Source organism: Campylobacter armoricus, assembly GCF_013372105.1.
Classification (GTDB): Bacteria; Campylobacterota; Campylobacteria; order Campylobacterales; family Campylobacteraceae; genus Campylobacter_D; species Campylobacter_D armoricus.
In genome coordinates this window covers 155,109-177,370 of sequence record NZ_CP053825.1, presented here as the reverse complement: position 1 = coordinate 177,370, position 22,262 = coordinate 155,109, and the positions used below count along the sequence as shown (strand labels likewise).

General features: G+C 27.9%; 24 protein-coding genes. 7 read left to right on the top strand and 17 right to left on the bottom strand.

Annotated features, from left to right (window positions below):
* Positions 1–9: 9 nt before the first annotated feature.
* The 11 genes from CARM_RS00990 to CARM_RS00940 all read right to left on the bottom strand — a co-directional run bounded on the left by CARM_RS00990 (position 10) and on the right by CARM_RS00940 (position 11,905).
* A complete protein-coding gene (locus CARM_RS00990; RefSeq protein WP_139426521.1) occupies positions 10–1,413 on the bottom strand; it encodes an McrC family protein in 1,404 nt (467 codons plus the stop codon).
* Positions 1,400–3,667 (bottom strand): McrB family protein, encoded by a 2,268-nt coding sequence (locus tag CARM_RS00985; protein ID WP_236633123.1) that lies wholly within the window; start codon positions 3,665–3,667, stop codon positions 1,400–1,402. The genes CARM_RS00990 and CARM_RS00985 overlap by 14 nt, the downstream gene beginning before the upstream one ends.
* Before the next feature lie 94 nt (positions 3,668–3,761).
* Complete coding sequence (gene rimP / locus CARM_RS00980; protein WP_139426524.1) at positions 3,762–4,184, bottom strand: ribosome maturation factor RimP; 423 nt, start codon at positions 4,182–4,184, stop codon at positions 3,762–3,764.
* Positions 4,174–4,536 carry a 30S ribosome-binding factor RbfA gene (rbfA, locus tag CARM_RS00975; protein WP_039665062.1) on the bottom strand — a complete coding sequence of 121 codons (363 nt, stop codon included), beginning with the start codon at positions 4,534–4,536 and terminating at the stop codon, positions 4,174–4,176. The genes rimP and rbfA overlap by 11 nt, the downstream gene beginning before the upstream one ends.
* Positions 4,533–7,127, bottom strand: coding sequence for a translation initiation factor IF-2 (infB, locus tag CARM_RS00970; RefSeq protein ID WP_139426526.1), 2,595 nt, complete (start codon positions 7,125–7,127; stop codon positions 4,533–4,535). The genes rbfA and infB overlap by 4 nt, the downstream gene beginning before the upstream one ends.
* Positions 7,108–7,374, bottom strand: a complete 267-nt coding sequence (locus CARM_RS00965) for a YlxR family protein (RefSeq protein ID WP_139426527.1) — start codon at positions 7,372–7,374, stop codon at positions 7,108–7,110. Before CARM_RS00965 ends, infB begins: the two co-directional genes overlap by 20 nt.
* A 24-nt stretch (positions 7,375–7,398) precedes the next feature.
* Positions 7,399–8,277 (bottom strand): homoserine kinase, encoded by an 879-nt coding sequence (thrB, locus tag CARM_RS00960; RefSeq protein WP_139426529.1) that lies wholly within the window; start codon positions 8,275–8,277, stop codon positions 7,399–7,401.
* Between the two features lie 8 nt (positions 8,278–8,285).
* A complete protein-coding gene (locus CARM_RS00955; RefSeq protein ID WP_139426531.1) occupies positions 8,286–8,693 on the bottom strand; it encodes a tRNA threonylcarbamoyladenosine biosynthesis protein TsaB in 408 nt (135 codons plus the stop codon).
* A gap of 41 nt (positions 8,694–8,734) precedes the next feature.
* The gene (gene lpxC / locus CARM_RS00950; protein WP_139426533.1) at positions 8,735–9,619 is read right to left on the bottom strand and encodes a UDP-3-O-acyl-N-acetylglucosamine deacetylase; all 885 of its coding nucleotides are present in this window, start codon (positions 9,617–9,619) and stop codon (positions 8,735–8,737) included.
* 2 nt (positions 9,620–9,621) lie between these two features.
* Complete coding sequence (gene pgp6 / locus CARM_RS00945) at positions 9,622–10,992, bottom strand: peptidoglycan metallopeptidase Pgp6 (RefSeq protein ID WP_236633224.1); 1,371 nt, start codon at positions 10,990–10,992, stop codon at positions 9,622–9,624.
* An 85-nt stretch (positions 10,993–11,077) separates the two neighbouring features.
* Complete coding sequence (locus tag CARM_RS00940; RefSeq protein WP_139426537.1) at positions 11,078–11,905, bottom strand: prephenate dehydrogenase; 828 nt, start codon at positions 11,903–11,905, stop codon at positions 11,078–11,080.
* A 78-nt stretch (positions 11,906–11,983) separates the two neighbouring features.
* Between CARM_RS00940 and bamA the strand changes: the two genes are divergently transcribed.
* From bamA to CARM_RS00905, 7 genes are all read left to right on the top strand, one after another.
* The gene (gene bamA / locus CARM_RS00935; RefSeq protein WP_139426539.1) at positions 11,984–14,200 is read left to right on the top strand and encodes an outer membrane protein assembly factor BamA; all 2,217 of its coding nucleotides are present in this window, start codon (positions 11,984–11,986) and stop codon (positions 14,198–14,200) included.
* Between the two features lie 52 nt (positions 14,201–14,252).
* The gene (accD, locus tag CARM_RS00930) at positions 14,253–15,095 is read left to right on the top strand and encodes an acetyl-CoA carboxylase, carboxyltransferase subunit beta (protein WP_139426541.1); all 843 of its coding nucleotides are present in this window, start codon (positions 14,253–14,255) and stop codon (positions 15,093–15,095) included.
* 2 nt (positions 15,096–15,097) lie between these two features.
* Positions 15,098–15,553: a 23S rRNA (pseudouridine(1915)-N(3))-methyltransferase RlmH gene (locus CARM_RS00925; protein WP_139426543.1), complete on the top strand. Its 456-nt coding sequence runs from the start codon at positions 15,098–15,100 to the stop codon at positions 15,551–15,553.
* Positions 15,554–15,561: 8 nt separating this feature from the next.
* Entirely contained in the window at positions 15,562–15,918 is a 357-nt protein-coding gene (gene dksA / locus CARM_RS00920; RefSeq protein ID WP_139426545.1) for an RNA polymerase-binding protein DksA, read from the top strand.
* Positions 15,915–16,898 (top strand): hypothetical protein, encoded by a 984-nt coding sequence (locus CARM_RS00915; RefSeq protein ID WP_139426547.1) that lies wholly within the window; start codon positions 15,915–15,917, stop codon positions 16,896–16,898. The genes dksA and CARM_RS00915 overlap by 4 nt, the downstream gene beginning before the upstream one ends.
* Positions 16,895–17,821: a tRNA dihydrouridine synthase gene (locus CARM_RS00910; protein ID WP_139426549.1), complete on the top strand. Its 927-nt coding sequence runs from the start codon at positions 16,895–16,897 to the stop codon at positions 17,819–17,821. Before CARM_RS00915 ends, CARM_RS00910 begins: the two co-directional genes overlap by 4 nt.
* A 61-nt stretch (positions 17,822–17,882) precedes the next feature.
* Positions 17,883–18,203, top strand: a complete 321-nt coding sequence (locus CARM_RS00905) for a hypothetical protein (RefSeq protein WP_139426551.1) — start codon at positions 17,883–17,885, stop codon at positions 18,201–18,203.
* On the opposite strand, the gene recO is transcribed toward CARM_RS00905, so the two are convergent.
* The 6 genes from recO to CARM_RS00875 are packed head-to-tail and all read right to left on the bottom strand — an operon-like array spanning position 18,187 to position 22,252.
* Positions 18,187–18,801, bottom strand: coding sequence for a recombination protein RecO (gene recO, locus CARM_RS00900; protein ID WP_139426553.1), 615 nt, complete (start codon positions 18,799–18,801; stop codon positions 18,187–18,189). The genes CARM_RS00905 and recO overlap by 17 nt on opposite strands.
* A complete protein-coding gene (locus tag CARM_RS00895; RefSeq protein ID WP_139426555.1) occupies positions 18,802–19,314 on the bottom strand; it encodes a cysteine hydrolase family protein in 513 nt (170 codons plus the stop codon).
* Positions 19,307–20,068 (bottom strand): PP-loop family protein, encoded by a 762-nt coding sequence (locus CARM_RS00890; protein WP_139426557.1) that lies wholly within the window; start codon positions 20,066–20,068, stop codon positions 19,307–19,309. The genes CARM_RS00895 and CARM_RS00890 overlap by 8 nt, the downstream gene beginning before the upstream one ends.
* Positions 20,065–20,751 carry a 5'-methylthioadenosine/adenosylhomocysteine nucleosidase gene (locus tag CARM_RS00885; protein ID WP_139426559.1) on the bottom strand — a complete coding sequence of 229 codons (687 nt, stop codon included), beginning with the start codon at positions 20,749–20,751 and terminating at the stop codon, positions 20,065–20,067. The genes CARM_RS00890 and CARM_RS00885 overlap by 4 nt, the downstream gene beginning before the upstream one ends.
* Positions 20,748–21,668, bottom strand: a complete 921-nt coding sequence (gene fabD, locus CARM_RS00880) for an ACP S-malonyltransferase (RefSeq protein ID WP_139426562.1) — start codon at positions 21,666–21,668, stop codon at positions 20,748–20,750. The genes CARM_RS00885 and fabD overlap by 4 nt, the downstream gene beginning before the upstream one ends.
* Positions 21,668–22,252, bottom strand: a complete 585-nt coding sequence (locus tag CARM_RS00875) for an FKBP-type peptidyl-prolyl cis-trans isomerase (protein WP_139426564.1) — start codon at positions 22,250–22,252, stop codon at positions 21,668–21,670. Before CARM_RS00875 ends, fabD begins: the two co-directional genes overlap by 1 nt.
* Positions 22,253–22,262: the final 10 nt, after the last annotated feature.

The following is a 22,262-nucleotide window of genomic DNA, read 5'->3' as shown; positions in this document are numbered from 1 at the left end:
TAGAAAATTTTAAAAAGGCAAAGGTGCGAAAAATATTTGCACCTTTATATCATCTTTAGAATAATATTTTTCATTTTCAAACCATAAATGCTTACTTGCATTAAATATAAAATTTTCTTTGGTATTTTTTCTTAATTCAAAAGTTCTTTCACAAAGTGGATAAACAAGCTTTATATCATTTATCTTAAATTTACAAGCATAAGCAAACATTTGATACAAATCACTCTGTGCTATACCATGCTTTTTATCTTCACTATTTTGATCGGGAATTTTCCATTTAGTATCTAAAATCATTTTATTTTCTATATACAAATCAGGCTTTAACATAAAACATTTTTCACCATTTTTATTTGCTAGATATTTTCCGCTACTTTGAGTTTTGATATTTTTATTTGGATTTGCAAATTTAAACATATAAGCTACATAATCTTCAAAAATTTTCTCCATAGGAAAAAGCAAGGCAAAAGCTTCTTTTTGACCTTTATAAGGCGCAAAGCTTTGATTTTGTAAAAAAATCTTGCACCAAGAAAGTATATTTTCATAATAATCAAAATGTCTTGAAATTTTATAATCAAAATCTTTTGCATAATTTGTAGAAAATTCCACCTCATCTAGCATTTGCAAAGCTTTTGTGATTTTGAATTTATACATAGTTGTTTTTGATTTCAAAAAATTTAGTGTTGATTTTATCAAGCGATTTGGAGCTATATCTAAAATAAATTCATCACTTTGGGTAAAAAATCTTTCTTTATGGACTAAATTTTGTTTAATATTTTCATTAAAAAGCAGCTTTCCTTTCAAAAAAGCTCTATTTTCTTCAACACTTACATAATCTCTTTTTAAACCTTTTGTAATAACACTATCAAATTCATCTAAAAACATCTTAATGAAAATCTCAAACAAAGGCATTTTAGAAATTTGCAAAGATGAAATTTGAGATTTTTTAAATGGAGAATTTTTTAAAGTTTTTAGCATATTAATCAAAAGAATTTTAGGGTCAAAATTTACTTCTTTTAAACTATACCATTTTTTTATTTTGATATTTTTCAAAATTTTATATTCTTGGAAATAGCTAAAATTAGTATATAGTTTATTATCGTTGCTTATTGTATAAGCATATTTTAATTTACTCTTTGAAACACTCAAAGATTTATCTTTTTTTTCTTTATAACTATCCGAATCCGTGCATTTTGGTAAAATTTCCAAAACACCGCTTTTTGTTTGTATAATACCCACATAATTTTTAGCTTTTAAAGTATTTTTATTTTTAAATCCTAAAAAATTTTCATTATCTTTGACAAAATTTTCCAATTCTTCATAGAAAATTTCAGCCTTTTCTTTGAAAATTTCTTTTAAATCTTTTTTAGAAAAATCTTGGTGCTCGATGATAGAAAAAGTACTACTTGTTTTCATTATTCATATATATTTTTTTAAAAGTAGTTTCATCCCATTTTTGACTATCACTAAATTTATAAATACCATTATCTCTTTCTATAAAATTTGTAATATTTTTCAAATAATCATTATTTGTATCTTGTTTTTCTAGCATACCATTTTCATTTAAAACCGCGTCAATCAATGCATAATCATTATAAAAATACTCTTGCAAAAGTGGGATAATTTTATTTTGAAAAACATTTTTTAAATCATTTAAATTTTCAACACCTATAAAAAATGCATGTCCTATAGTTTTTTCTCTATCTAGCAAGTATTCTATGCGAGTATTTATAGCTTTTAATAATTCTTGCAAATTAACACCTTCACAATTTGTAGATAATTTGCTTACATCAGGCATCATCTCTACAAATTCGAAGCGTCTTCTTAAGGCTGTATCAAGTGAAGTAATGCTTCTATCGGCTGTATTCATAGTCCCTATGATATAAACATTTTTAGACACCCCAAATTCTTCACCACTATAAGGCAATCTTACTTTTAGCCCTTCTGGCTCACCCATCCTTTTACTAGGCTCTATCAAGGTTATAAGCTCACCAAAAATCTTACTTACATTACCACGATTGATCTCATCTATGATGATTATGTAAGGTAAATTTGTTTTTTCATCTTTCTCTTCATAATCTCTTAAACCTTGCGATTTTAAATAATTTAATATAGCTCTAACATACGCTAAATTATATATTTCATCTACACTAGAGGTTTTATATAATTTTTCTATATTATCTATATTTACCGGATAATCTTTATGATTTTTACTCATATCATCAAATTTAATTCTAAATGTTTTTCCACCCCTATATTGAATAGAATATTTTGTATTTGGTAGTTTGAAATATTTTTCTGGATTATTACCATCTTCTTTCGCTTTTTCTTTCAAATCATTTATATAAAAATTAAAACTTTTTATACTATCTCTATTTTCCAAAGCTTTTTCGCAAAGCTCTTTAAAAATTCCATTTTCTATTTTATAATTTACTTCTTGAGAATTTTCATCATTGTTTATTATAGGTTTTATGCCTTCTACAAATTCTTCATATCCATAACTTTGATGAAAAGTAGTAAAAACTATTTGCCCGTTTTTTACATACTTATCAAACAATTCTTTTCTATTTTTTCTATCATCTTTGCTTGGAATTTGTATTTTTTCTTCTTTTGATATAATCTCTAAAGCCTTATCTATCGTTTGATAAGTTTTTCCTGTCCCTGGAGGTCCATAAAGAATTTGATTTAAAGGTGGATTTTCTACATTCAATCCTTTATTTGTTTCTTTGTTATTATAAAACTCTTTATCGGAAGAATTAATCAGAAAATCTCTATAATATTTTATAGCACTTGAATATCTATTTTTATTTGTAGAATTCTGATCTAAATATTTTTTATTATTTTCTAATTCTTTACATTTAAGATCAAATTGTTCTATATCACATTTATATAGATTTACATTCAAATATTTGGTAGAAATTCGAGAAATATCTTCTATATAATTTTCTTTAGTTCCTTCACTTAGTTTGCTACCATCTTTTTTAGTAACTTTATTTAAGTATATAGAAAAATTAATTTTATTTTGCTCGGTTGTTTTAGTATTCAAATTTGAATAATGCCCCCATAATGGAACCGAAACTTCATTTCTCATACTATCGAGTGTATAAATTTTATCTTTTAACAACTTTTTATGTAATTCATAAATTTCTAAATTGCTTTTAAATTCATTTTTGCATATTGCTTCTAATATATCTTTTTTAAATATATTAACAATCTTAATATCATTTGGATTTTGATAATGAAACGCTATCTTCCATTTTAAACCAAAAGGTAAAATTTCATTTAAAATTTCTTTATCAATGCATTTTAAATTATTATTTTGCGAATATTCTATAACTTTAACTATTTCTTTTTTTACTTTTTCAAAAACTTCATCTTTAGTATTTCCAAGATTTTTTCTCCAAGCATATCTATTATCATACAAATAATCATCTTTTTTAGGTGGTTTTTTATAACGATAAATTCCAAATTTTCCAGCATCATTTCCTCCAAATCCTGCATATTCTTTTAATAAAACATCTAACCAATAACAATAATAATTTGGGTTTTCATGTTTAAGATTTGTATATTCTTCAAGACTCATACTTTTAACTTTTTCTAAAGTCCAAATTCTTTGAAATTCTAAAAATTTATTACTTTCTTTTTGTTTCTCATCTAAAATAATATTCATATCTAAATCCTATTTTATTTTATAATAAATTACAAAATAATGTATTTAAATTTAATTATACAAAAGATAAGTAAAAATTTAGATTTCTAAATTTTTACCATTGTATGAAGGTTTTAGCTTTTCTTATGTCGCTAAAATTTATAGTAGTTTTTTCTTGAGTTTCTAAATTTTCTAAAGTGATATTTTCATCATCTACGGCGATGATTTTTGCCTCAATTTTTTCTTTTTCATTTGTAGTGATTTTTACGAGTTCATTTATACTTTTTGCAAAATGATCTAATTTGCTTAATTTTCTCTCAAGCCCACAGCTTGAAACTTCTAAAAAATATTCTCCATTTACAGGCGGTTCTACATCAAAAATAGGTGATAAAATTTCACTTAACTTAGCACAATCATCAAGCCTTACACCACCTTCTTTTTGCACATAAATTCTATAAATCTTTCTACCATTTTCACTTACTAACTCATCATCATAAAAACTAAGTCTGACTTCTTTACACAAAGCTTCAAGATTCATTTCTTTCCTTTTTTATCTTTTCAAAAAGTGCATCCATATGGTTTTGATACTCTAATCTATCATCAAATTTAAAATGAAAATTCGGACATCTATACCATCCTTGCTCACTCATACAATAATTTTGCAAAGCTTTTGAAGCTTTTTTAAGCTGATTTAGTATAATTTCTTGTTCATGAGTATTAAAAAACATCTTATCTAAATATACAAAGGCATCATATCTACCTTTTTTACACTCCACATCAACAACGCATAAATTTTTTAAATTTGCATTATCTAAATTTGATAAAGCTTCAGGTATAAGCTCTTTTAAAATGCTTTCTGTGCGAAGTTTTTTAATCTCTGATGGATTCATAAGCTTACTTTTTCCTCAACTTCTTTATAGCTTTCTATATAATCACCCACTCTCATATCATTACATCCTTCTATACCTACACCACATTCATAGCCTTTTGCTACTTCTTTTACATCATCTTTAAAGCGTTTAAGTGAGCTTACATTGCCCTCATATACTACAACACCTTCTCTAATAAGTCTTATCTTAGCTCCACGATTTATAGTGCCTTCTGTTACCATACATCCTGCTATTTGACCTAATTTTGGCACATTTATAACTTGACGAATTTGTGCTTGACCAAGTTGCTCTTCTGAGATGATAGGACTCATCATACCACCAAGTAAAGCTTTAACATCGTCTAATAAATTATAAATTACATTATAAGTTTTTATTTCTACACCCTTATCTTTGGCACGCTCTTTAATCTCTCCGGTTGGGCGTATATTAAAGCCTATGATAATAGAATTTTCACTAGCACTTGCAAGCTCTATATCACTTTGCGTTATACCACCTACTCCGCTATGTATGATATTTACTTTAATTTCATCATTTCTAAGTTTTTCTAAACTAGCTTTAAGTGCCTCTAAAGATCCTTGCACATCAGCTTTTAAAATTACAGGTAATGCTTTTAAACTTCCTTCTTTAATCTTATCTCCAAGTTCGTCTATACTTACTTTTGTTGATTTGCTAAGTTCTTTTTGGCGATTATACTCATGGCGTTTATTTGCGTATTCTCTTGCTTGCTTATCACTATCTACAACTATTAAAGTTTCACCTGCATCAGCTACTTCACTAAGTCCTATGATAACTCCACATTCACCTGGTTTTATTTCTTTTAAAGGTTTTCCTTGATCATCACTCATAGCACGAACTTTACCATAAGCAACACCAGCTACCATAGTATCGCCAACTTTTAAAGTTCCATTTTGAACTATTATAGTAGCTACAGGACCTCTACCTTTTTGAACTGAAGATTCTATAATACTAGCTTTTGCTTTAGTTTTAGGATTTGCTTTTAATTCTAAAATATCAGCTTGAAGTAAAACTATCTCAAGTAAATCTTCTATACCATCACCTTTTTTAGCTGAAACAGGGACAAATTCATAAGATCCACCCCATTCTACTGGCATTATTTCCATTTCAGCAAGCTGAGTTTTTACCATATCTGGATTTGCGTTTTCTTTATCCATTTTATTTATTGCTATGATTATAGGCACATTAGCAGCTTTTGCGTGATTTATAGCTTCTTTTGTTTGTGGTTTTACTCCATCATCTGCTGCAACAACTATAATAACAATATCTGTTATACTAGCTCCTCTTGCACGCATAGCTGTAAAAGCTTCATGACCTGGAGTATCTATAAAGGTTATTTTTCTTCCATTTTTTTCTACCATATAAGCACCAACATGCTGAGTTATGCCACCTGCTTCACCGCTTGCGATACGAGATTTTCTTATAAAATCAAGTAAAGAAGTTTTACCATGATCAACATGTCCCATAATAGTAATAACTGGTGCTCTTTGGCTTAAATTTTCTTCTACTTGATTTTCGTCATAATCTTTTACATAGTCAAATTCATTTGCTTCGTCTATTATATTAATCTCTATACCAAATTCTTCAGCTAAAATTTCTATAGCAGCCTCATCTAAGAAATCATTCTTAGTAGTCATAAGCCCTAGCATAAAAAGCTTTGAAATAATTTCACCTGTATTTTTGCCTATTTTATCAGCAAATTCATAAACACGAATTTCTTTAGGTATATTAACACTTGTTATAGCTTCGCTTTCTTTTTTTTCTATCTTCTTAGGTGGTTTTTTGCGGCTTCTTCTTTGAATTCCACCTTCGCCAAAAGGATTGATAGAATTATTTAAAGATTGTTTTAAGATATTTGGTTGTTTTTTATTAGCTGGTTGTGCTGGCTTGTTTTCTTTTACACTAAAATCAGGTAAAACCACCATATCTTCATCTTCTAAAGAAATATCAGCAAAATCTTTATCACCTAAAAGATCCATTTTAGTAGTGCTTTCTTTTTTACTTACAACTGGATGATTTTTCTTTTCTTTTTTCTTTCTTTTTAAATTCTCATCAGAATTAGAAAAAATCATACTAAGACTTAAACCTTGAGTTGTTTGCACACTAGGTTTTTCTTCTTTATCTATTAGATTATCTTTACCTTCTTCTTTTTTCTTTTTAACAATAACCAAACCTCTTCTTTTGGCTAAATTTAAATTAGAACCTAATTTTTCATCTAGTTTAACTTCTTCTTTTTTTTCTTCTAAAACTTCGTTTTTAATAGGATTTTCAGGCTGTTTTTCTTCTTTTTTAATTTCTTCTTTTTTCTCACTTATCACTTTGGTAGAAGTTTTTGCTTCTTTTTTAGTTGTAGTTTTTTTAGCAACACTTTCTTTTTTAGGCTTTGCCACTTTTTTCACCACATCTAATATCTCACCTGATTGCACATATTGATAAATTGCCTCTGCAATTTCAGAAGATACTTTTTTGTTAGGGGATTTTATATCTTCCAAGCCCATTTCATTAGCTTTTTCTATAATCTCTTTACTAGTATATCCTAACTCTTGAGCAATTTCACTAATCTTTACATCTGCCATTAAAAAATATCTCCTTTAAATCCTGCTGTTTTATACTACCACAAAAACTGCCTTTGCAAGCCCTCATAAAAGCTTTTTGCAATGTTTTTTCATCTTTATCAAAACACAAATTACAAATATACATACTTCTACCAAACTCCACTTTAGTGACAATTTGAGAATTTTTTATTTGAAATTGATGCAAATTTTGCTTTTCGTGACGCCCTTTACAAACGATGCACATTCTAATGGGTATATGATTTTTCAAAATTATATCTTTTTTTTGGAATTTTTAGCAAATTTTAAAACCCTCATCATCAAAATCTAAAAGCTCAACCCTAAATTTAGCAAATTTATTTTTGATTTTTTCTTTAATGTTTTTTGCATCATCTTTATAAGCTAAGGTAAAAAAACTTGAACCTGAACCTGAAAGAGTGCTCATAAGGGCATTGTTTTCTAAAGATAATTTTTGTATTTCAAAAAGTTCTGGCAAAAGTTTCATTCTTTGAATTTGATGAAGTTTATCTAAACTTGCGTATTTTAATAAATCATATTTTTTTTCTAAAAAACAAGCCGTCAAAAATGAAGCATGGCAAAGATTAAAAACACCATCTTCTAAGTTGATTTTTTTAGCCAAAACTGCTCTTGATTTTTGGGTATTCATAGGTATATTAGGTATAGTAATAACAGCTTGCAAACCTTTATCTATTTCTTTTTTTATAGTTAAAACTTTTTCATTGTAAGTTAATGCACACACAAAACCACCAAGAGTAGCTGGTGCAATATTATCTGGATGATTTTCATATTTTAAAGCTTCATTTAAAATGATATTTTTGTCTATTTTAAACCCGCTTAATTCATAAGCACAAGCAATAGCTCCTACTATCACAGCAGAAGAACTTCCCATACCTCTTGATAAAGGAATGTTATTTTGAAAAATAAAACGGAAAGTATCTTTTTTTCCACTAAGTTTTTGATAAATTTCATAAAATATATTTACAAAAGTATTATTTTTTTTAAGATAGATATTATTTTCACCTTGCCCATGTATGCTGATACTAAAAAATTTAGATTTTTCAATTATGGTTTGATTAAAATACTTTAAACTTAAACCCAAACAATCAAAACCAGGACCCAAATTCGCACTTGTAGCAGGAACTAAAATTTTCATTCTTAACCTTAATTAATCGCATCTAAAACATAAAAGGGTGTATTTTCTTTACTTAAATTCAAACCTTTTAAACTTTGAGGCATAAAGAAATTTCCTGCTTGTATTTTTTCCAATGCAATTTCACCATCATATTTTTTTACAAAACATAAATGCTTATTTGCCGCTATAGGTGTATTATTATTTAACTCAAAAGCACTAATTGCTTTTAAAGGAATATTTTTAACCATAGCTAAAGCTTTAAAAGAAACATAAGAAATTTTTATACCCATATAAGAACCTGGCCCATGCACATAAATAAGTTTTTCAAATTCATATTGCAAAAGCAATTCTTGTATAATTTTTGGCAAACACTCGCTAACTTTTAAATCACTCTCAATAATTTTTAACAACTCATCTTTTTCATAAATACCAAGCATTAAAGGTTTTGCAATGGCATTTAATAGTAAAGTAACCTTTTTTATGCAAAAACCCTTTCATAGACTTTATGTGTGCTTTTTTCCAAGCTTACCACTTCATAAGTGCTAGGATCTTTTAAAAGTTCTTTAGTTAAAAGATGATTAAGCTTGTGCGAACCTGCATAAGAAGTATAATCTCCAAAAACTCTACATCCAAGTAAAGTTAAATCCCCGATAGCATCTAAAATTTTATGTCTTACAAACTCATCTTTAAAACGCAAACCCTCAGGGTTTAAGATACGGTTATCATCTATCACAACTGCATTTTCCAAACTTCCTCCAAGACCTAAATTCATAGCTCTTAAAGCTTGGACATCTTTTAAAAATCCAAAAGTTCTTGCTCTTGCAATTTCATTGATGTAATTTTCCTTACTAAATTCAAAACAATAATTTTGTTTTCCTATAATAGGATTATCAAATTCAATTGTATAGTTTATAATAGGCATATCAGTAGGACTTAAACGCACAAATTTATTACCTTCTTTAACTTCTATAGTTTTTTTAATCACTAAAATTTTTTTTGCTTCATCAAGCTCTTTTATACCAGCTTCTTCAAGCATCATACAAAAACCTATGCTACTACCATCCATTACAGGAGCCTCATTAGCATTTAAAACTATACGCACATTATCTATACCATAAGCATTAATAGCACTCATTAAATGCTCTATAGTAGAAACATAACCTCTATGATCACCAATGACAGTAGCCATTTGCGTATCAATTACATTTTCAGGTTTTGCTTCGTAAGAAATTCCCAAATCACTTCTATAAAATACTATACCATTTCCAGCTTCTAATGGTTCTAATTTTATACTTATGGGTTCACCTTTATGCAAACCTATACCAACACCTTTAACTTCTCTTGCTATTGTAGTTTGATTCATATTTATTCACTTAAAATTCTTTTTTTACTTGATTCTAATACATTATAGATATTTTCTCTTATCCACTTAGCATCTTGCCATTGTTCAGGTCGCACCTCAACACCTTGTACCAATACTCCAAAATGCACATGATCGCCTAATGCCAAACCTGTTGTTCCTGTTGTTCCTATCACATCGCCTACTCTAATTTTATCCCCTACATTTACTTCAGCTACTGTGCAATGTCCATAAAGAGTATAAATTCCAAAACCATGATAAATTATAATATTTAAACCATAAATTCCATTTTCTTGAACAAAAACAACCTCTCCATTATTGCTACTTATAATAGGTGCTTCTTTTGTACTTGCTAGATCAAGCCCCATATGATAAGAACTGCTAAAAGCTTGATTATTATAAGAATAAAATCTATGATCAGCATAATCGGCTACTTTTTGTCCATTTTTTAAAGGTTTAAAAAGATTTATTTTAAAATTATTTATTAAAGTATCAGGTACTTTACTAGTAATATTATGGATAATTACTTCATTAGAAGCTCTTAGCTCTTCATTTACAAATTTAAATTTTTCAAGCCTACTTAACTCTCTATCTTTTGGAGCATATTGTTGGGCTAGAAATTCTATTTTACCATCTAAAAATCTATCACTTACTTTTATATTAGAAATACGATATTTTTTATTTGCAAAATAGTATCTAATTCTTTGTTTATTTATATTTCCTGCCTTATCTACTGCTACAACATAAGCTCTAAAATGCTCTTCAGTCGCTTCCCAAGGGATTAAAGCTGCATAATATCCTTCTTTTATATAAGGCGTTGCTTGATATATTTTATCTTTGTCATTTGTAATATATACTTCTTGTAAATTTTCATCACTTGCTTTAAATACTACACTACCAACCCCACCTTGTTCAATTTGATAAGAATTGTCTAAAATTTCTACAAAAGGTTTTTTGGTATCTATTATGATTTTTAATTCTTTTATAGTCTGATTACCCAAGAAAAAATTCCAAAAGCTACTATCATTTGCTTCTATTACTAATTTATATAAATCAATATTTTCTTTATAAGCTGGTTTTGGCAATTTTAAATCAAAATGAATATTTTTTTTATTACCTTTAACATGTTCATTAACTAAAGTTTCTCCATTAATCTCATTTGCTTTATACAAAGTTACCTTAATATCTTTTAAGACACTTTCATCATTTATTTCTATTGATATAGGATCATTTAAATTGCTATAAATAATATCTGATTTTGTTTGAATTGATGGAGCATTTTTCTCAAATAAACTCGTATTTAAAACAAATACTATAAAAGCTAAAATTATCAAAAAAACTATAAAAACCCATTTTTTGTTTGATCTTTTACGCACAAAAACCATATTTCTTCACTTTCAATCTATTTTTTGTTAAAAATATATTATGCTTTAGCAAATTAAGAGTAAATTATAAAAAAATTTATAAAATTTCTCTTAATTTATTAGCATCTTTTATCCAATTTTCAAGCTCATTAATATCACATTTTTCTATCATTTTCTTACATTCTTGTAATTCTTTTTGAAACAAGTCAATTGAATTTAATAAATTTTGTTTATTTTGTTCAAAAATACCACTCCACATTTGAGGATTTGATTTAGCAATCCTACACATATCTTTAAAAGAAGGACCACCTAAATGGGCAATATTTTTTTTATTTTCTTCTTTCATTACAAAATTTGCCAAAGAAAAACTAATTACATGTGGTAAATGTGAAATAATAGAAGCATGATGATCATGTGATATGCTATCCATAAATACAAGTTTCATTCCTAAATCTGAGAAAATTTCTATAGCTCTTTTTTGATGAATATGATCTGCATTTTGTATATCACATAAAACACAAACAGCATTTTTATATAAATCTTTTATAGCTGCATTTGGTCCACTATTTTCAGTTCCTGCCATAGGATGGGCTGCAATGAATTGTCTTTGTAAATTACAAGGTAAATTTTTAATAATTTTTTCTTTAGTACTTCCAAGTTCTACGATGGTGCAATCTTTGGGAATATCCTGAAGTTGTTGTAAAAATTTTACAATAGCATTTACAGGAATAGCTAAAAAAATCATATTGCATTTTTTTAATTCTTCAAAATCAACAATCTTATCCACTAACTTTTTATTCAAAGCAATTTGCTCAAATTCTTTATTAATATCATATCCACAAACTAAATCTATTAGTTTATTTTCCTTTAAACTAATCCCCAATGAACCACCTATTAAGCCAAGTCCTACTATACCTATTTTCATAAATTTTCCTTAAAAAGCATTAGTTAAAAATATTTTGGTATTATAACGCTTTTGTATATAAAAATTTAGGTATAAATAATGAAAAAATGGTTTGTTTTTTTTGCACTTTCAAGTTCTTTATGTGCAGCTACGATTAAAGATATTAAATTTGAAGGTTTATCGCAACTTTCCAAAGAAAGTGCTATTGCGATTTCAAAATTAAAAATTGGTCAAAAAATTGATGCTGCTAGTATAGATATGGCAATTAAAAATCTTTTTGATAGAAATTATTTCAAAGATATATTAGTTGAAGAAAAAAATAGCATAATAATCTTTAAAGTAATAGAAAAACCTTCAATTGGAAAAGTTGATATTCAAGGTATAGCAAGCAATGATAGAAAACAAATAGAATCTTTAGTAGGATTAAAACCCGGAATTTTATATGATGAAAATTCAGCTAAAGAATCAGCAGAAAAAATTAAGCTTTTTTATCAAGCCAAAGGATTTTATGACACCATAGTAGAAATAAAAAGCGAAAAACTAAGCAACTCAAACTCTCTTAAACTAACATTTATCGTAAATCGTGGTGAAAACATTATCATAGAAAAAGTTCATTTAAGTGGAGCAAAAAAATTGAGCTATTCAGATATTGAACCTGTCATAGCTAACAAACAAAAAGAAATCCTAGGATGGATGTGGGGATTTAATGATGGCAAACTTAAAATTTTTGATCTTGCAAATGATAGTTCAAGAATTTCGGATGTATATTTAAAAGAAGGTTATCTAGATGTTAGTGTATCACCTGCATTTTTAAATACTTACACAGATACTTATCAAGCTGATTTGACATATTTTATTAACGAAGGTGAAGTTTATAAGGTCAAAGATATTAAAATCTTTAATCCAATTTTTAGTGATGAAGAAAATGAAGCTTTGGTAAATGATTTAAAATTAAGTATTGGAAAAATAGTTAATATAGAAAAATTGAGAGAAGATATAAAAACCATAGAAACAAAAACAGCAGATTTAGGTTATGCTTTTGTGCAAGTTATCCCTGACATACAAAAAGATAAAGAAAATCATGAAGCAGTGGTTGTTTTTAAAGTAATACCAAACGAGAAAGTTTATGTTAGAAATGTTATTATTTCTGGCAATACTAAAACGGTTGATAGAGTTATTCGTAGAGAGCTTTATTTAACCGAGGGAAATCTTTATAATAGAACTGATTTAACAGACTCAAGAAACGCATTAAGAAGAACTGCTTATTTTGAGAATGTGAATATAAAAGAACAAAGAATAGATGACACACATATTGATTTAATAATAGAAGTAAAAGAGGCTTCAACAGGAGCTATTTCTGGCGGTATTGGATATGGAACTAGTGATGGAATTTTACTAAGTGCTTCTTTATCTGATGCAAATATATTAGGTTCTGGTATGAAAGGAAGTGTTAGCGTTGATAAAGGCGATGATACACTTTCAGGTAGAGTGTCTTTAAGAAATCCTAGAGTTAATGATAGTGATTATTCTCTTGGAGGATCTTTATATTCAGATCGCTTAGAATGGGATAGCTATGATGAAAGAAACTATGGTTTTAATGTAAGTGTTGGCAAATCTTTAGGAAGATATACAAATATAGATTTAACTTATAATCTTGAACAAAGTGATATATATCATTTAAGCAATCGTTTAATTGCACAAGGATATAAGCTTGGTAAAACTTATAAAAGTTCTTTAACACCTTCAATAGTATTTAACAATACCGATGATTATTATTTACCAAGATCTGGCTTTATTGCATCAACCTCACTTGAATATGCAGGCTTGGGTGGTGATCAAGAATTTATAAGCTCTGTTACTAAATTTAACTATTATCAAGGTTTAGAAGATTTTATAGGATGGGATTTGATCTATCGTTACAAAGCTAGCTTTTATAAAGTATGGGATCAAGGGTATTTACCAATCAATGAAAAACTATATCTTGGAGGCATAGGAACTATTAGAGGTTTTGATAGAAGAAGTGTTAGTCCAAAAAATGAATGGGGTGATGAAACAGGTGGTACTGTGGCTTTTGCAAATTCTGTAGAGCTTAGCTTTCCTATTTTTGATAGAATAAAATTAAGAGGAAGTGTATTTTTTGATTATGGAGCTATAGGGCAAAGTTCTTTAACTCAAATTCAAAGATGGAGTACTGGTATAGGTTTTGAATGGCTAACTCCATTAGGAGCTTTGAATTTAGTTTTTGCTAAACCTTTCAATACAAATTCCAAAGATGATTTAAGCAAATTTGAATTTATGTTGGGTGCAAGATTTTAAAAAATATAAAATCTTGCTATAATTTTAAAATTTTTATATTTAGGTAGCGATAATGAATTTTTTAGATATTTTTTCTAGTATAAGACGCAAACAATCAACTCCAAGTGAAGCACCAAATCATTGGGTTAAATGTAATTCTTGTCATGCATTAATGTATTATAAAGAAATAGAAACTTGTTATAATGTATGCCCTAAATGTAATTTTCATATGAGACTTTCTCCATTAAAACGCATAGAGTTGCTAAGTGATGAAAATACTTTTGTAGAAATGGATAAAGATTTACACGCGGTTGATCCGTTAAAATTTGTCGATAGTAAATCCTATAAGAAAAGATTAGCAGAAAATGAAGAAAAAACAGGTAGAAAAAGTGCCGCAATAAGCGGGGAATGCACTATAGATGGAATTAAGACACAATTAGTTGTTTTTGATTTTTCTTTTATGGGTGGAAGTTTAGGCTCGGTTGAAGGGGAAAAAATTCTTAGAGCTATAGAAAGAGCTATAGAAAAGAAAACTCCTGTGATTATAGTAAGTGCAAGCGGTGGTGCTAGAATGCAAGAAAGTACTTATTCTTTAATGCAAATGAGTAAAACTAGCGCCGCATTAAAATTATTAGCCGAGGAAAAACTACCTTATATTTCAGTATTAACAGATCCAACAATGGGTGGAGTTAGTGCTTCTTTTGCCTGGCTTGGAGATATTATCATAGCTGAGCCTGGTGCTTTAGTGGGTTTTGCTGGAGCTAGAGTGATTAAACAAACCATAGGAGCTGATTTACCTGAAGGCTTCCAAAAGGCTGAATTTTTACTCGAACATGGATTGATTGATGCTATTGTAGAAAGAAGTAGTCATAAAAAATTTATAGCAGATTTTTTAAGATTTTTTTCTAAAAACTAAAAATGCAAATTAATCTTTTAAGCATTCAGAAAAACAATAAAGATGATTTTAGCAAAATAAATGAACACTACATTAAACTCATTAAAAAATTTTGCATTTTTAATGATATATGTATTTTCAATAATAAAGTAGCTTTAGCACAAAACACAAATGCAATAGAAGCTAAAAAATCTTATACAAATGCCTTTAACCCTTACAAAAAAGGGTTTTGTATAGCATTAGACGAAAAAGGCAAGGAGCTTACAAGTATAGAATTTGCAAAATTACTCCAAGATAAAAATGAAATTTCTTTTTTTATTGGTGGTGCTTATGGATTTGAACAAGATTTTACCACACAAATGCATACAAGTATAGCACTCAGCAAGATGACTTTAGTGCATAAATTTGCAAAAACTATGCTTTTAGAGCAAATTTATCGTGCATTTTGTATTAATACAAATCATCCATATCATAAATAGGAGCGTTTATGCAAGAATTAAATTTAGGTGAGATAAAAAACATTTTAATCCAAAGACAAAAAGAAATTTTAAACCAGCTTCAAGGTAATATAGACAATATACATAATTTACACGATAGCGAACCCAGAGATGAAGTTGATTTACAGCAAATTGATAATAGCTCACATATTGATTTTAAGATTAATGAAAATTTAAAAATCGAGTTAGAAGAAATTAAACAATCATTAAGTAAAATAGAAAATAATACTTATGGTATTTGTGAGTATTGTGAGGATAATATTCACCCTGAAAGATTGAAAATAAAACCTCATGCAAAATACTGCATAAATTGTCGTGAGAACTTAGAAAAAAGGAAAGAATTATGAAAATAAAATTATTTTTCTTTGCAAGTTTTGTATATCTTTTAATTGTAGCAACCTTAGTCTATAATCTAAATTTAGGAAATTATACTTTTATACTTTCTTCTTTTGAATTAACACTACCTATTAGTTTATGGATCATTTTACCTGCTTTTGTATTAATGGTTTTAGCATTAATACATATGAGCTTTTATGGGTTTTTAAAACATTTACAATATAAAAATCTTATCAAAGATAGCAAAAATTATGAAAATTTTATTATTGATATTTTTCTAAAAAAAATAAGTAAAATAAAATTTAAAACTCAAGAATTCCAAGAAATAGCAAAAAATACACAAGCATTATATTTTAAAGAGAAAAATCAAAATCCTAAAATAGATGCTATTATTGATATTTTTGAACAACTAAAAAATAATGATTTTGTAGATTTAAAAAAATACAAGCTTGAATCTAATAACGAATTTTTTATACACAATGAAAAAAATCATTTTCAAAAAGATAGTAATTATGCTTTTTCTTTTATTAAAAATAAAGAAAACTTATCTAATGAACTTGAAATATTTGCCTACGAACAGGTATTAAAAAATGCACCATATAATCAAATTAAAACACTTAAAATACAAAAAAGTCAAGATGATATTTTATTAATTTTTCATAGATTTACAGATGAAAATATAGAATTAAACCATGCAGAAATAGAAGTTTTATTAAGTATGAATATACTAGATGAAAGTACATATATGAAAATTGCAAAAATTCTTTGCAAAAAAGTAGAACCTCAAATTTTAATTGCATTATATAAAAAATTAAAAGACAACCAAGTTCAAGCTCTAAGAGCGTATTTTTATACATTGGCTGAATTTGGAATGTATGATGAATTATTAAGCGAGCTTGGCAATGATCAAAATGAATATAAAGATTTTAGACTTATTTTATTTTTAAGAGAACACAATAAAAAAATCAATCTTGAAAATTTTATACAATGATAGATTTCAGCAAAAAACCTTTATTTTTAGCTCCTATGGCTGGATTTTCAGATTTACCTTTAAGAAATCTAGTTAAACAATTTGGAGCTGATGTGACAGTTAGTGAAATGATAAGTTCTAATGCTTTAGTATATGAGAGTTCAAAAACCCTTAAAATGCTAGAAAAAGCTGAACTTGAAAAACCTTATATAGTTCAACTTGCAGGATCTGATGAAAGTATTATCCAAAAAGCAGTAGAAATTCTAAATCATTTTGATTTTATAGATGGAATTGATTTTAATTGTGGTTGTCCTGTAAATAAAGTCATCAAACAGTGTGCAGGCAGTGCGCTTTTGCAAGATCTTGATAAATTAAAAAAAATTTTAGAAACCATAAAAACAACTAGCAATAAAAAATTAACTAGTGTAAAAGTAAGACTAGGATTTGATAAAAAAAATCCTGTCATTATAGCTAAAGCTTGTGAAAATGCTGGGGTTGATTTTATCAGCATGCATGGAAGAACTAGAAAACAAATGTATAGTGGAAATGCAGATTATGAAGCTATAGCGTTAGCCAAAGAAAATATCAAAATTCCTTTAGTAGCAAATGGAGATATAAATGAGGAAAATGCTAAAAAAGTATTTGAGATAACTAAAAGCGATGCTTTGATGATAGGACGCGCAAGTATTGGAAAACCTTGGATATTTTATGAAATTAAGCATGGTAAAAAAATTGACAAAACCATGAAAAATAAAATTATATTTACACATTTTGAAGAAATGGTAAAACATTACAAAGAACAAGGTATAAGTATATTTAGAAAACATTTACATGAATACTCTAAAGGCTATGAAGATGCTTCAAATTTTAGAGATCAGATTAATCGTATTAATGATATAGAATTAATGCGTAAGTATATTCATGATTTTTTCAATAAGGAATGATTTTTGCTTGTAAGATATCAAGCAATATGAATGAAGAGATACCATAAAACAAGGAAGGTTCATGGCAGCTCATATCAATTCAAAAGGGATTTACAAATCATTAGGTGGCATTAGAACAAGTGCAAATAATCTAGCAGCATATGCTTCAAAGCTTAATAATCAAAGTTTAAATTTTGAAGAAATTTTAAAACAAGAACAACCAAAATGTATCAACACTTGTTTGGAAAATTCTCAAAAACAACTTGGAAATTTACTAGAAGATATTAAAAATAGTAAAGAAAATATTATAAAAAATAGTCGCATTGATACACAAAATATTATTGCGAGATTAAGACAAGAGGCTATTATGATGTATGATTTTACTCTTAAAAACCCTCTTTGATAATTTTATATAATTTATCAATATATTCATCGTTAAAATGCGATGAATTAAAACTTTCATAAAATTGCAAAACATCATTAATTTTAAATTCATAACCAAAACAACAATTGTTATGTGCAGGTAAGAAAGCTCTTATTAAAACCACATTTTCTTTTATACGCCCATCACATAAAAAACAATTAAACTCTTTATGCAAACGCCCTTCATGATTTAAAATCTTTAAATAAGCATCTACAATCACGCGTTTGCAGTCTTGTTTTTCAAATCTTTTAGAACAATCTTCCAAAAGTTCAAAATAGAATTTATCAATTTCTTCAATATCTTTCAAATGCCAATAAAAAAGTTTGATAAATTCTTGCCAAAAATACATTTTTTCTCTATCTAAAATCCAAGAAAATCCTATATGTAAAACATCTTTTAATCTAGGTAAAAACCTAGAATTTTCTTCCAACTCAAAATCTATTTTATAACCACTTAAAATATTAGAATGCCTCATGCCATAAAATCTATAACTTTTAATAACTTTTTTAGCACTTAAAAGATAGACAATCAAATCTTCATCTTTTACACTTTGAGTATGTAAAATAAATCCTTGCATTTATAAAAGTTTTACACCATAAGCTTGTAATATTTCATAAGCACTTTTTTCCAGTTGCTTGTCAAAACTTGCAGTAGCGTTTTTATATAAAGTAATCTTAGAATTAGGAGTTGCACTTTGAGCTAAAATAACATTGCTAAATACACAAATATGCGAAACAAGACCGCAAAATTCTATACTTTCATAATAGTTTTCTTTCAAAAAATTAGCTAATTCTAAGCTACCAAAAGCATTCTTATAAAAGATTTTTTTTGCTTTTTCTAAATACACATCAAAATCACTTGACATTTTCCAACCTAGAGTATCTCTAATACAATGATAAATAGGTAAATTTTTTCCCTCTTGAGTCTTTAAATAATTCTCATCGTGTGTATCGAAAGTAAAAACGATATCACCTTGATGATTTTTTAAAAGAGTAAGAATATTATCTTTTATCTTGGTAGCTTCTTCAAAGCCCAAGCTACCATCAATAAAATCATTTTGATAATCAACAACAACTAAAAGCTTAGCCATTATCCTTGACCACAAAAAAACTATCTGTATGGATATTTTCAAATGCAGTTTTTAAACTTGTAAATAATTTTGGATTTTCTTTTTCTAAATTTGCTAAAAGCTGTTTAGCCTCTTCTCTTGCATGGGGAAATTTAACATTTTTTTCACTTAATTTCATACCAGGACAAAATTCATTGCCAATTACTTCTAATTCATTAGTAATAGCATTTTCTCTTAATTGTCTTTCTCTTACAAAAATTAAAGGACGAATAACCTCTACCCCTCTTTTGCTTTTATATTTTGGAGCTAAACTTCTAAGAGAGCCATTATATATAAAATTCATAAAAAAGCTTTCAACAGCATCATCTAAATGATGCGCTATAGCTAATTTATTAAAATTATTTTCTAAAGCATAGGTATATAAAGCACCTCGTCTCATTCTTGAAAAATAGCTACAAAAACTTGAATTCTTTCTAATAGTATCACCTGAAATTTCATAAATATTAGAATCAATCACCTCATGATCAATACCATATTCTTTGCAGTGGTTATGAAGTTTAGTATAATCTTCACCCATACCATAACTTAAAGTTACCGCTTTAAGTTCAAATTTAAAAGGCGCATGTACTTGCATACGCTTTAGAAGATGTGCCAAAGCCAATGAGTCTTTTCCACCACTAAGTCCTAATAAGACTTTATCATTATCTTTTATTAAAGAAAATTTAGCATTTGCTTTTGCAACTTCTCTTATTAATTTTTTGCTAAGATTTATCATAATTTCTCACAAATTTTCAAAACAAAATTAGCCGAAATTTGTGCTGATTTTTCTACAAATTCATCAAAATCAAATTCAGCCTTTTCACCCGCTTTATCACTCATTGATCTCAAAATAAGACAAGGAATTTTCAAAGCATCACACACCAAAGCTACACTAGCCCCTTCCATTTCGCAAGCATCTGCATTAAAAATTTCTCTAATTTTTGACTTTTTATTCTCATCACAAATAAATTCATCACCTGTAGCAATAATACCTGATTGTAATCTAATGCCAAGCTCTTTAGCCACTTCTAAAGCAAGATTATTTAATTTTTCATCTGTTTTTATAAAAATTTTATTACCAGGAACATAACCTAATGGGTGTCCAAAAGCTGTAATATCCAAATCATATTGAACTAATTTTGTAGCATAGATTAAATCACCTATTTCTAAACTGGGATTAAAAGCTCCAGCAACACCTGTAAAAAGTAAAAGTTCTGCTTTAAATTTTTCTATCATAATAGTTGCACTAAGAGTAGAATTAACCTTTCCTATCTTAGAATAAGCAATGATTAATTCATGATTTTTATATTTTGTAAGATAATAAGTATTATTTGCATATTCAATTGCTTGATATTCTTTTAATGTTTCTAATAAAGGAGTAACCTCTTCAGGCATAGCTCCTAAAATAGCTATTTTCATTTAATCGCCTTTAAAATTTCATCAATATCTTCCATCTTACTTAAAGCATAAGTTTCCTTTTTAGTAATTTTTTTATTCAAACCCTTTAATACACTTGCACCAAATTCAATATAAAAATCTACTTCATCATCTATTGCCTCGATGCTTTGTTTATAAAGAACAGGTCTAATAAGTTGCTCACTTAAAAGCTTCAAAGCTTGATTTTTATCACTATATGCTTTAGCATTGACATTTGAAACCACACTCTTAAAATTATCTTTTAATACAAGTTCCAATTCTTTTGTAAGTTTTAAAGATGCATTTTTCAATAACGGACAATGACTTGCAACACTCATATTTAAAAGCATAGTTCTTTTTGCACCAGCATTTTTAAATTCGATTTCATAAGTAGTTAAGTCAGGTTTTAAACCTGCTAATACAATTTGTCCATCACAATTATAATTTGCTGCAAAAATTTTTTTTCCATCATTAAATGCTTTTTGACAAATTTCTTCTGCAATTTTATCTTCAAGTCCCAAAACTACCATCATACCAGCTTCAATTTTAGAACAATCCGCTTGCATAAATTGGCCGCGTTTATTAACAAGCGCAATTACATCTAAAAAATCAAATGCACCTTGCGTCGCTAAAGCACTAAATTCTCCCAATGAATGACCCAAACTAAACTTCGCTTCTATATCAATTTGTTCTCTTAAAGCTTCATAAGCCATTAATGAATTTAGCACAATAGCCATTTGTGTAAATTCACTTTTGTTTAAATCTTCATTATTCTCAAAAAGCAAGTGTTTAAAATCAATTTTACAATATTCACTAGCATGATCTAGCAATTTCTTTGCCTTAGATGAATTTTCATAAAAACTAAGTCCCATTCCAACACTTTGGGAGCCCTGTCCTGGAAAAATAAATACACTATTCATTAATGATGGTGTCCTCCACAGCAACCACCACCATTTCCATGGCCACCACAACATCCACCGCCACCATGTCCGTGATGGTGATCATGATGTCCTCCACCGCCACATCCACAACTTCTACTACCTGCAATTATTCCTGTTAAAATTTCATCTTCACTTGCAGCTCTTACATCTACAATATTTAGTGAAAATAGTAAATCTCTCCCCGCATAAGCATGATTATAATCAATGGTAACTTCATTCTCAGTAATTTCTCTAACTATAACTCTGACAGTATTACCATCTTCACTTTCACCAAAAAGCTCCATACCAATTTGTAAATCAATTCCAGCAAATTGCTCTTTTGGTAAAGTTTGCAAAGCATTTGCATCATACTCACCCAAAGCATTTTCTTTTTTTATTATGATATCAGCATTACAAGGAGCATTAAGTTTTTGAATTTCATTTTCCAATCCTTCTAAAATTTGACCTTTACCTAAAATAAAAGAAATAGGTTCAGCATAGATATTTGACTCTAAAACTTCATTTGTATTTGCATCTTTTAACTCGTAAAACATTGAAACTACACTATTTTTTTCTATAGCCATTTTTTATAAA

Coding starts and splice junctions, on each gene's coding strand:
- CARM_RS00875 (WP_139426564.1), bottom strand. CDS start 22,252: ATGGCTATAGAAAAAAATAGTGTAGTTTCAATGTTTTACGAGTTAAAA.
- lpxC (WP_139426533.1), bottom strand. CDS start 9,619: ATGAATCAAACTACAATAGCAAGAGAAGTTAAAGGTGTTGGTATAGGT.
- CARM_RS00905 (WP_139426551.1), top strand. CDS start 17,883: ATGGCAGCTCATATCAATTCAAAAGGGATTTACAAATCATTAGGTGGC.
- thrB (WP_139426529.1), bottom strand. CDS start 8,277: ATGAAAATTTTAGTTCCTGCTACAAGTGCGAATTTGGGTCCTGGTTTT.
- dksA (WP_139426545.1), top strand. CDS start 15,562: ATGCAAGAATTAAATTTAGGTGAGATAAAAAACATTTTAATCCAAAGA.
- CARM_RS00990 (WP_139426521.1), bottom strand. CDS start 1,413: ATGAAAACAAGTAGTACTTTTTCTATCATCGAGCACCAAGATTTTTCT.
- CARM_RS00955 (WP_139426531.1), bottom strand. CDS start 8,693: ATGCTTGGTATTTATGAAAAAGATGAGTTGTTAAAAATTATTGAGAGT.
- rbfA (WP_039665062.1), bottom strand. CDS start 4,536: ATGAATCCATCAGAGATTAAAAAACTTCGCACAGAAAGCATTTTAAAA.
- rimP (WP_139426524.1), bottom strand. CDS start 4,184: ATGAATCTTGAAGCTTTGTGTAAAGAAGTCAGACTTAGTTTTTATGAT.
- CARM_RS00890 (WP_139426557.1), bottom strand. CDS start 20,068: ATGATAAATCTTAGCAAAAAATTAATAAGAGAAGTTGCAAAAGCAAAT.
- CARM_RS00985 (WP_236633123.1), bottom strand. CDS start 3,667: ATGAATATTATTTTAGATGAGAAACAAAAAGAAAGTAATAAATTTTTA.
- CARM_RS00910 (WP_139426549.1), top strand. CDS start 16,895: ATGATAGATTTCAGCAAAAAACCTTTATTTTTAGCTCCTATGGCTGGA.
- CARM_RS00925 (WP_139426543.1), top strand. CDS start 15,098: ATGCAAATTAATCTTTTAAGCATTCAGAAAAACAATAAAGATGATTTT.
- accD (WP_139426541.1), top strand. CDS start 14,253: ATGAATTTTTTAGATATTTTTTCTAGTATAAGACGCAAACAATCAACT.
- CARM_RS00915 (WP_139426547.1), top strand. CDS start 15,915: ATGAAAATAAAATTATTTTTCTTTGCAAGTTTTGTATATCTTTTAATT.
- fabD (WP_139426562.1), bottom strand. CDS start 21,668: ATGAATAGTGTATTTATTTTTCCAGGACAGGGCTCCCAAAGTGTTGGA.
- infB (WP_139426526.1), bottom strand. CDS start 7,127: ATGGCAGATGTAAAGATTAGTGAAATTGCTCAAGAGTTAGGATATACT.
- CARM_RS00940 (WP_139426537.1), bottom strand. CDS start 11,905: ATGAAAATAGGTATAGTAGGACTTGGCTTAATAGGTGGTTCATTGGGG.
- recO (WP_139426553.1), bottom strand. CDS start 18,801: ATGCAAGGATTTATTTTACATACTCAAAGTGTAAAAGATGAAGATTTG.
- bamA (WP_139426539.1), top strand. CDS start 11,984: ATGAAAAAATGGTTTGTTTTTTTTGCACTTTCAAGTTCTTTATGTGCA.
- CARM_RS00885 (WP_139426559.1), bottom strand. CDS start 20,751: ATGAAAATAGCTATTTTAGGAGCTATGCCTGAAGAGGTTACTCCTTTA.
- CARM_RS00895 (WP_139426555.1), bottom strand. CDS start 19,314: ATGGCTAAGCTTTTAGTTGTTGTTGATTATCAAAATGATTTTATTGAT.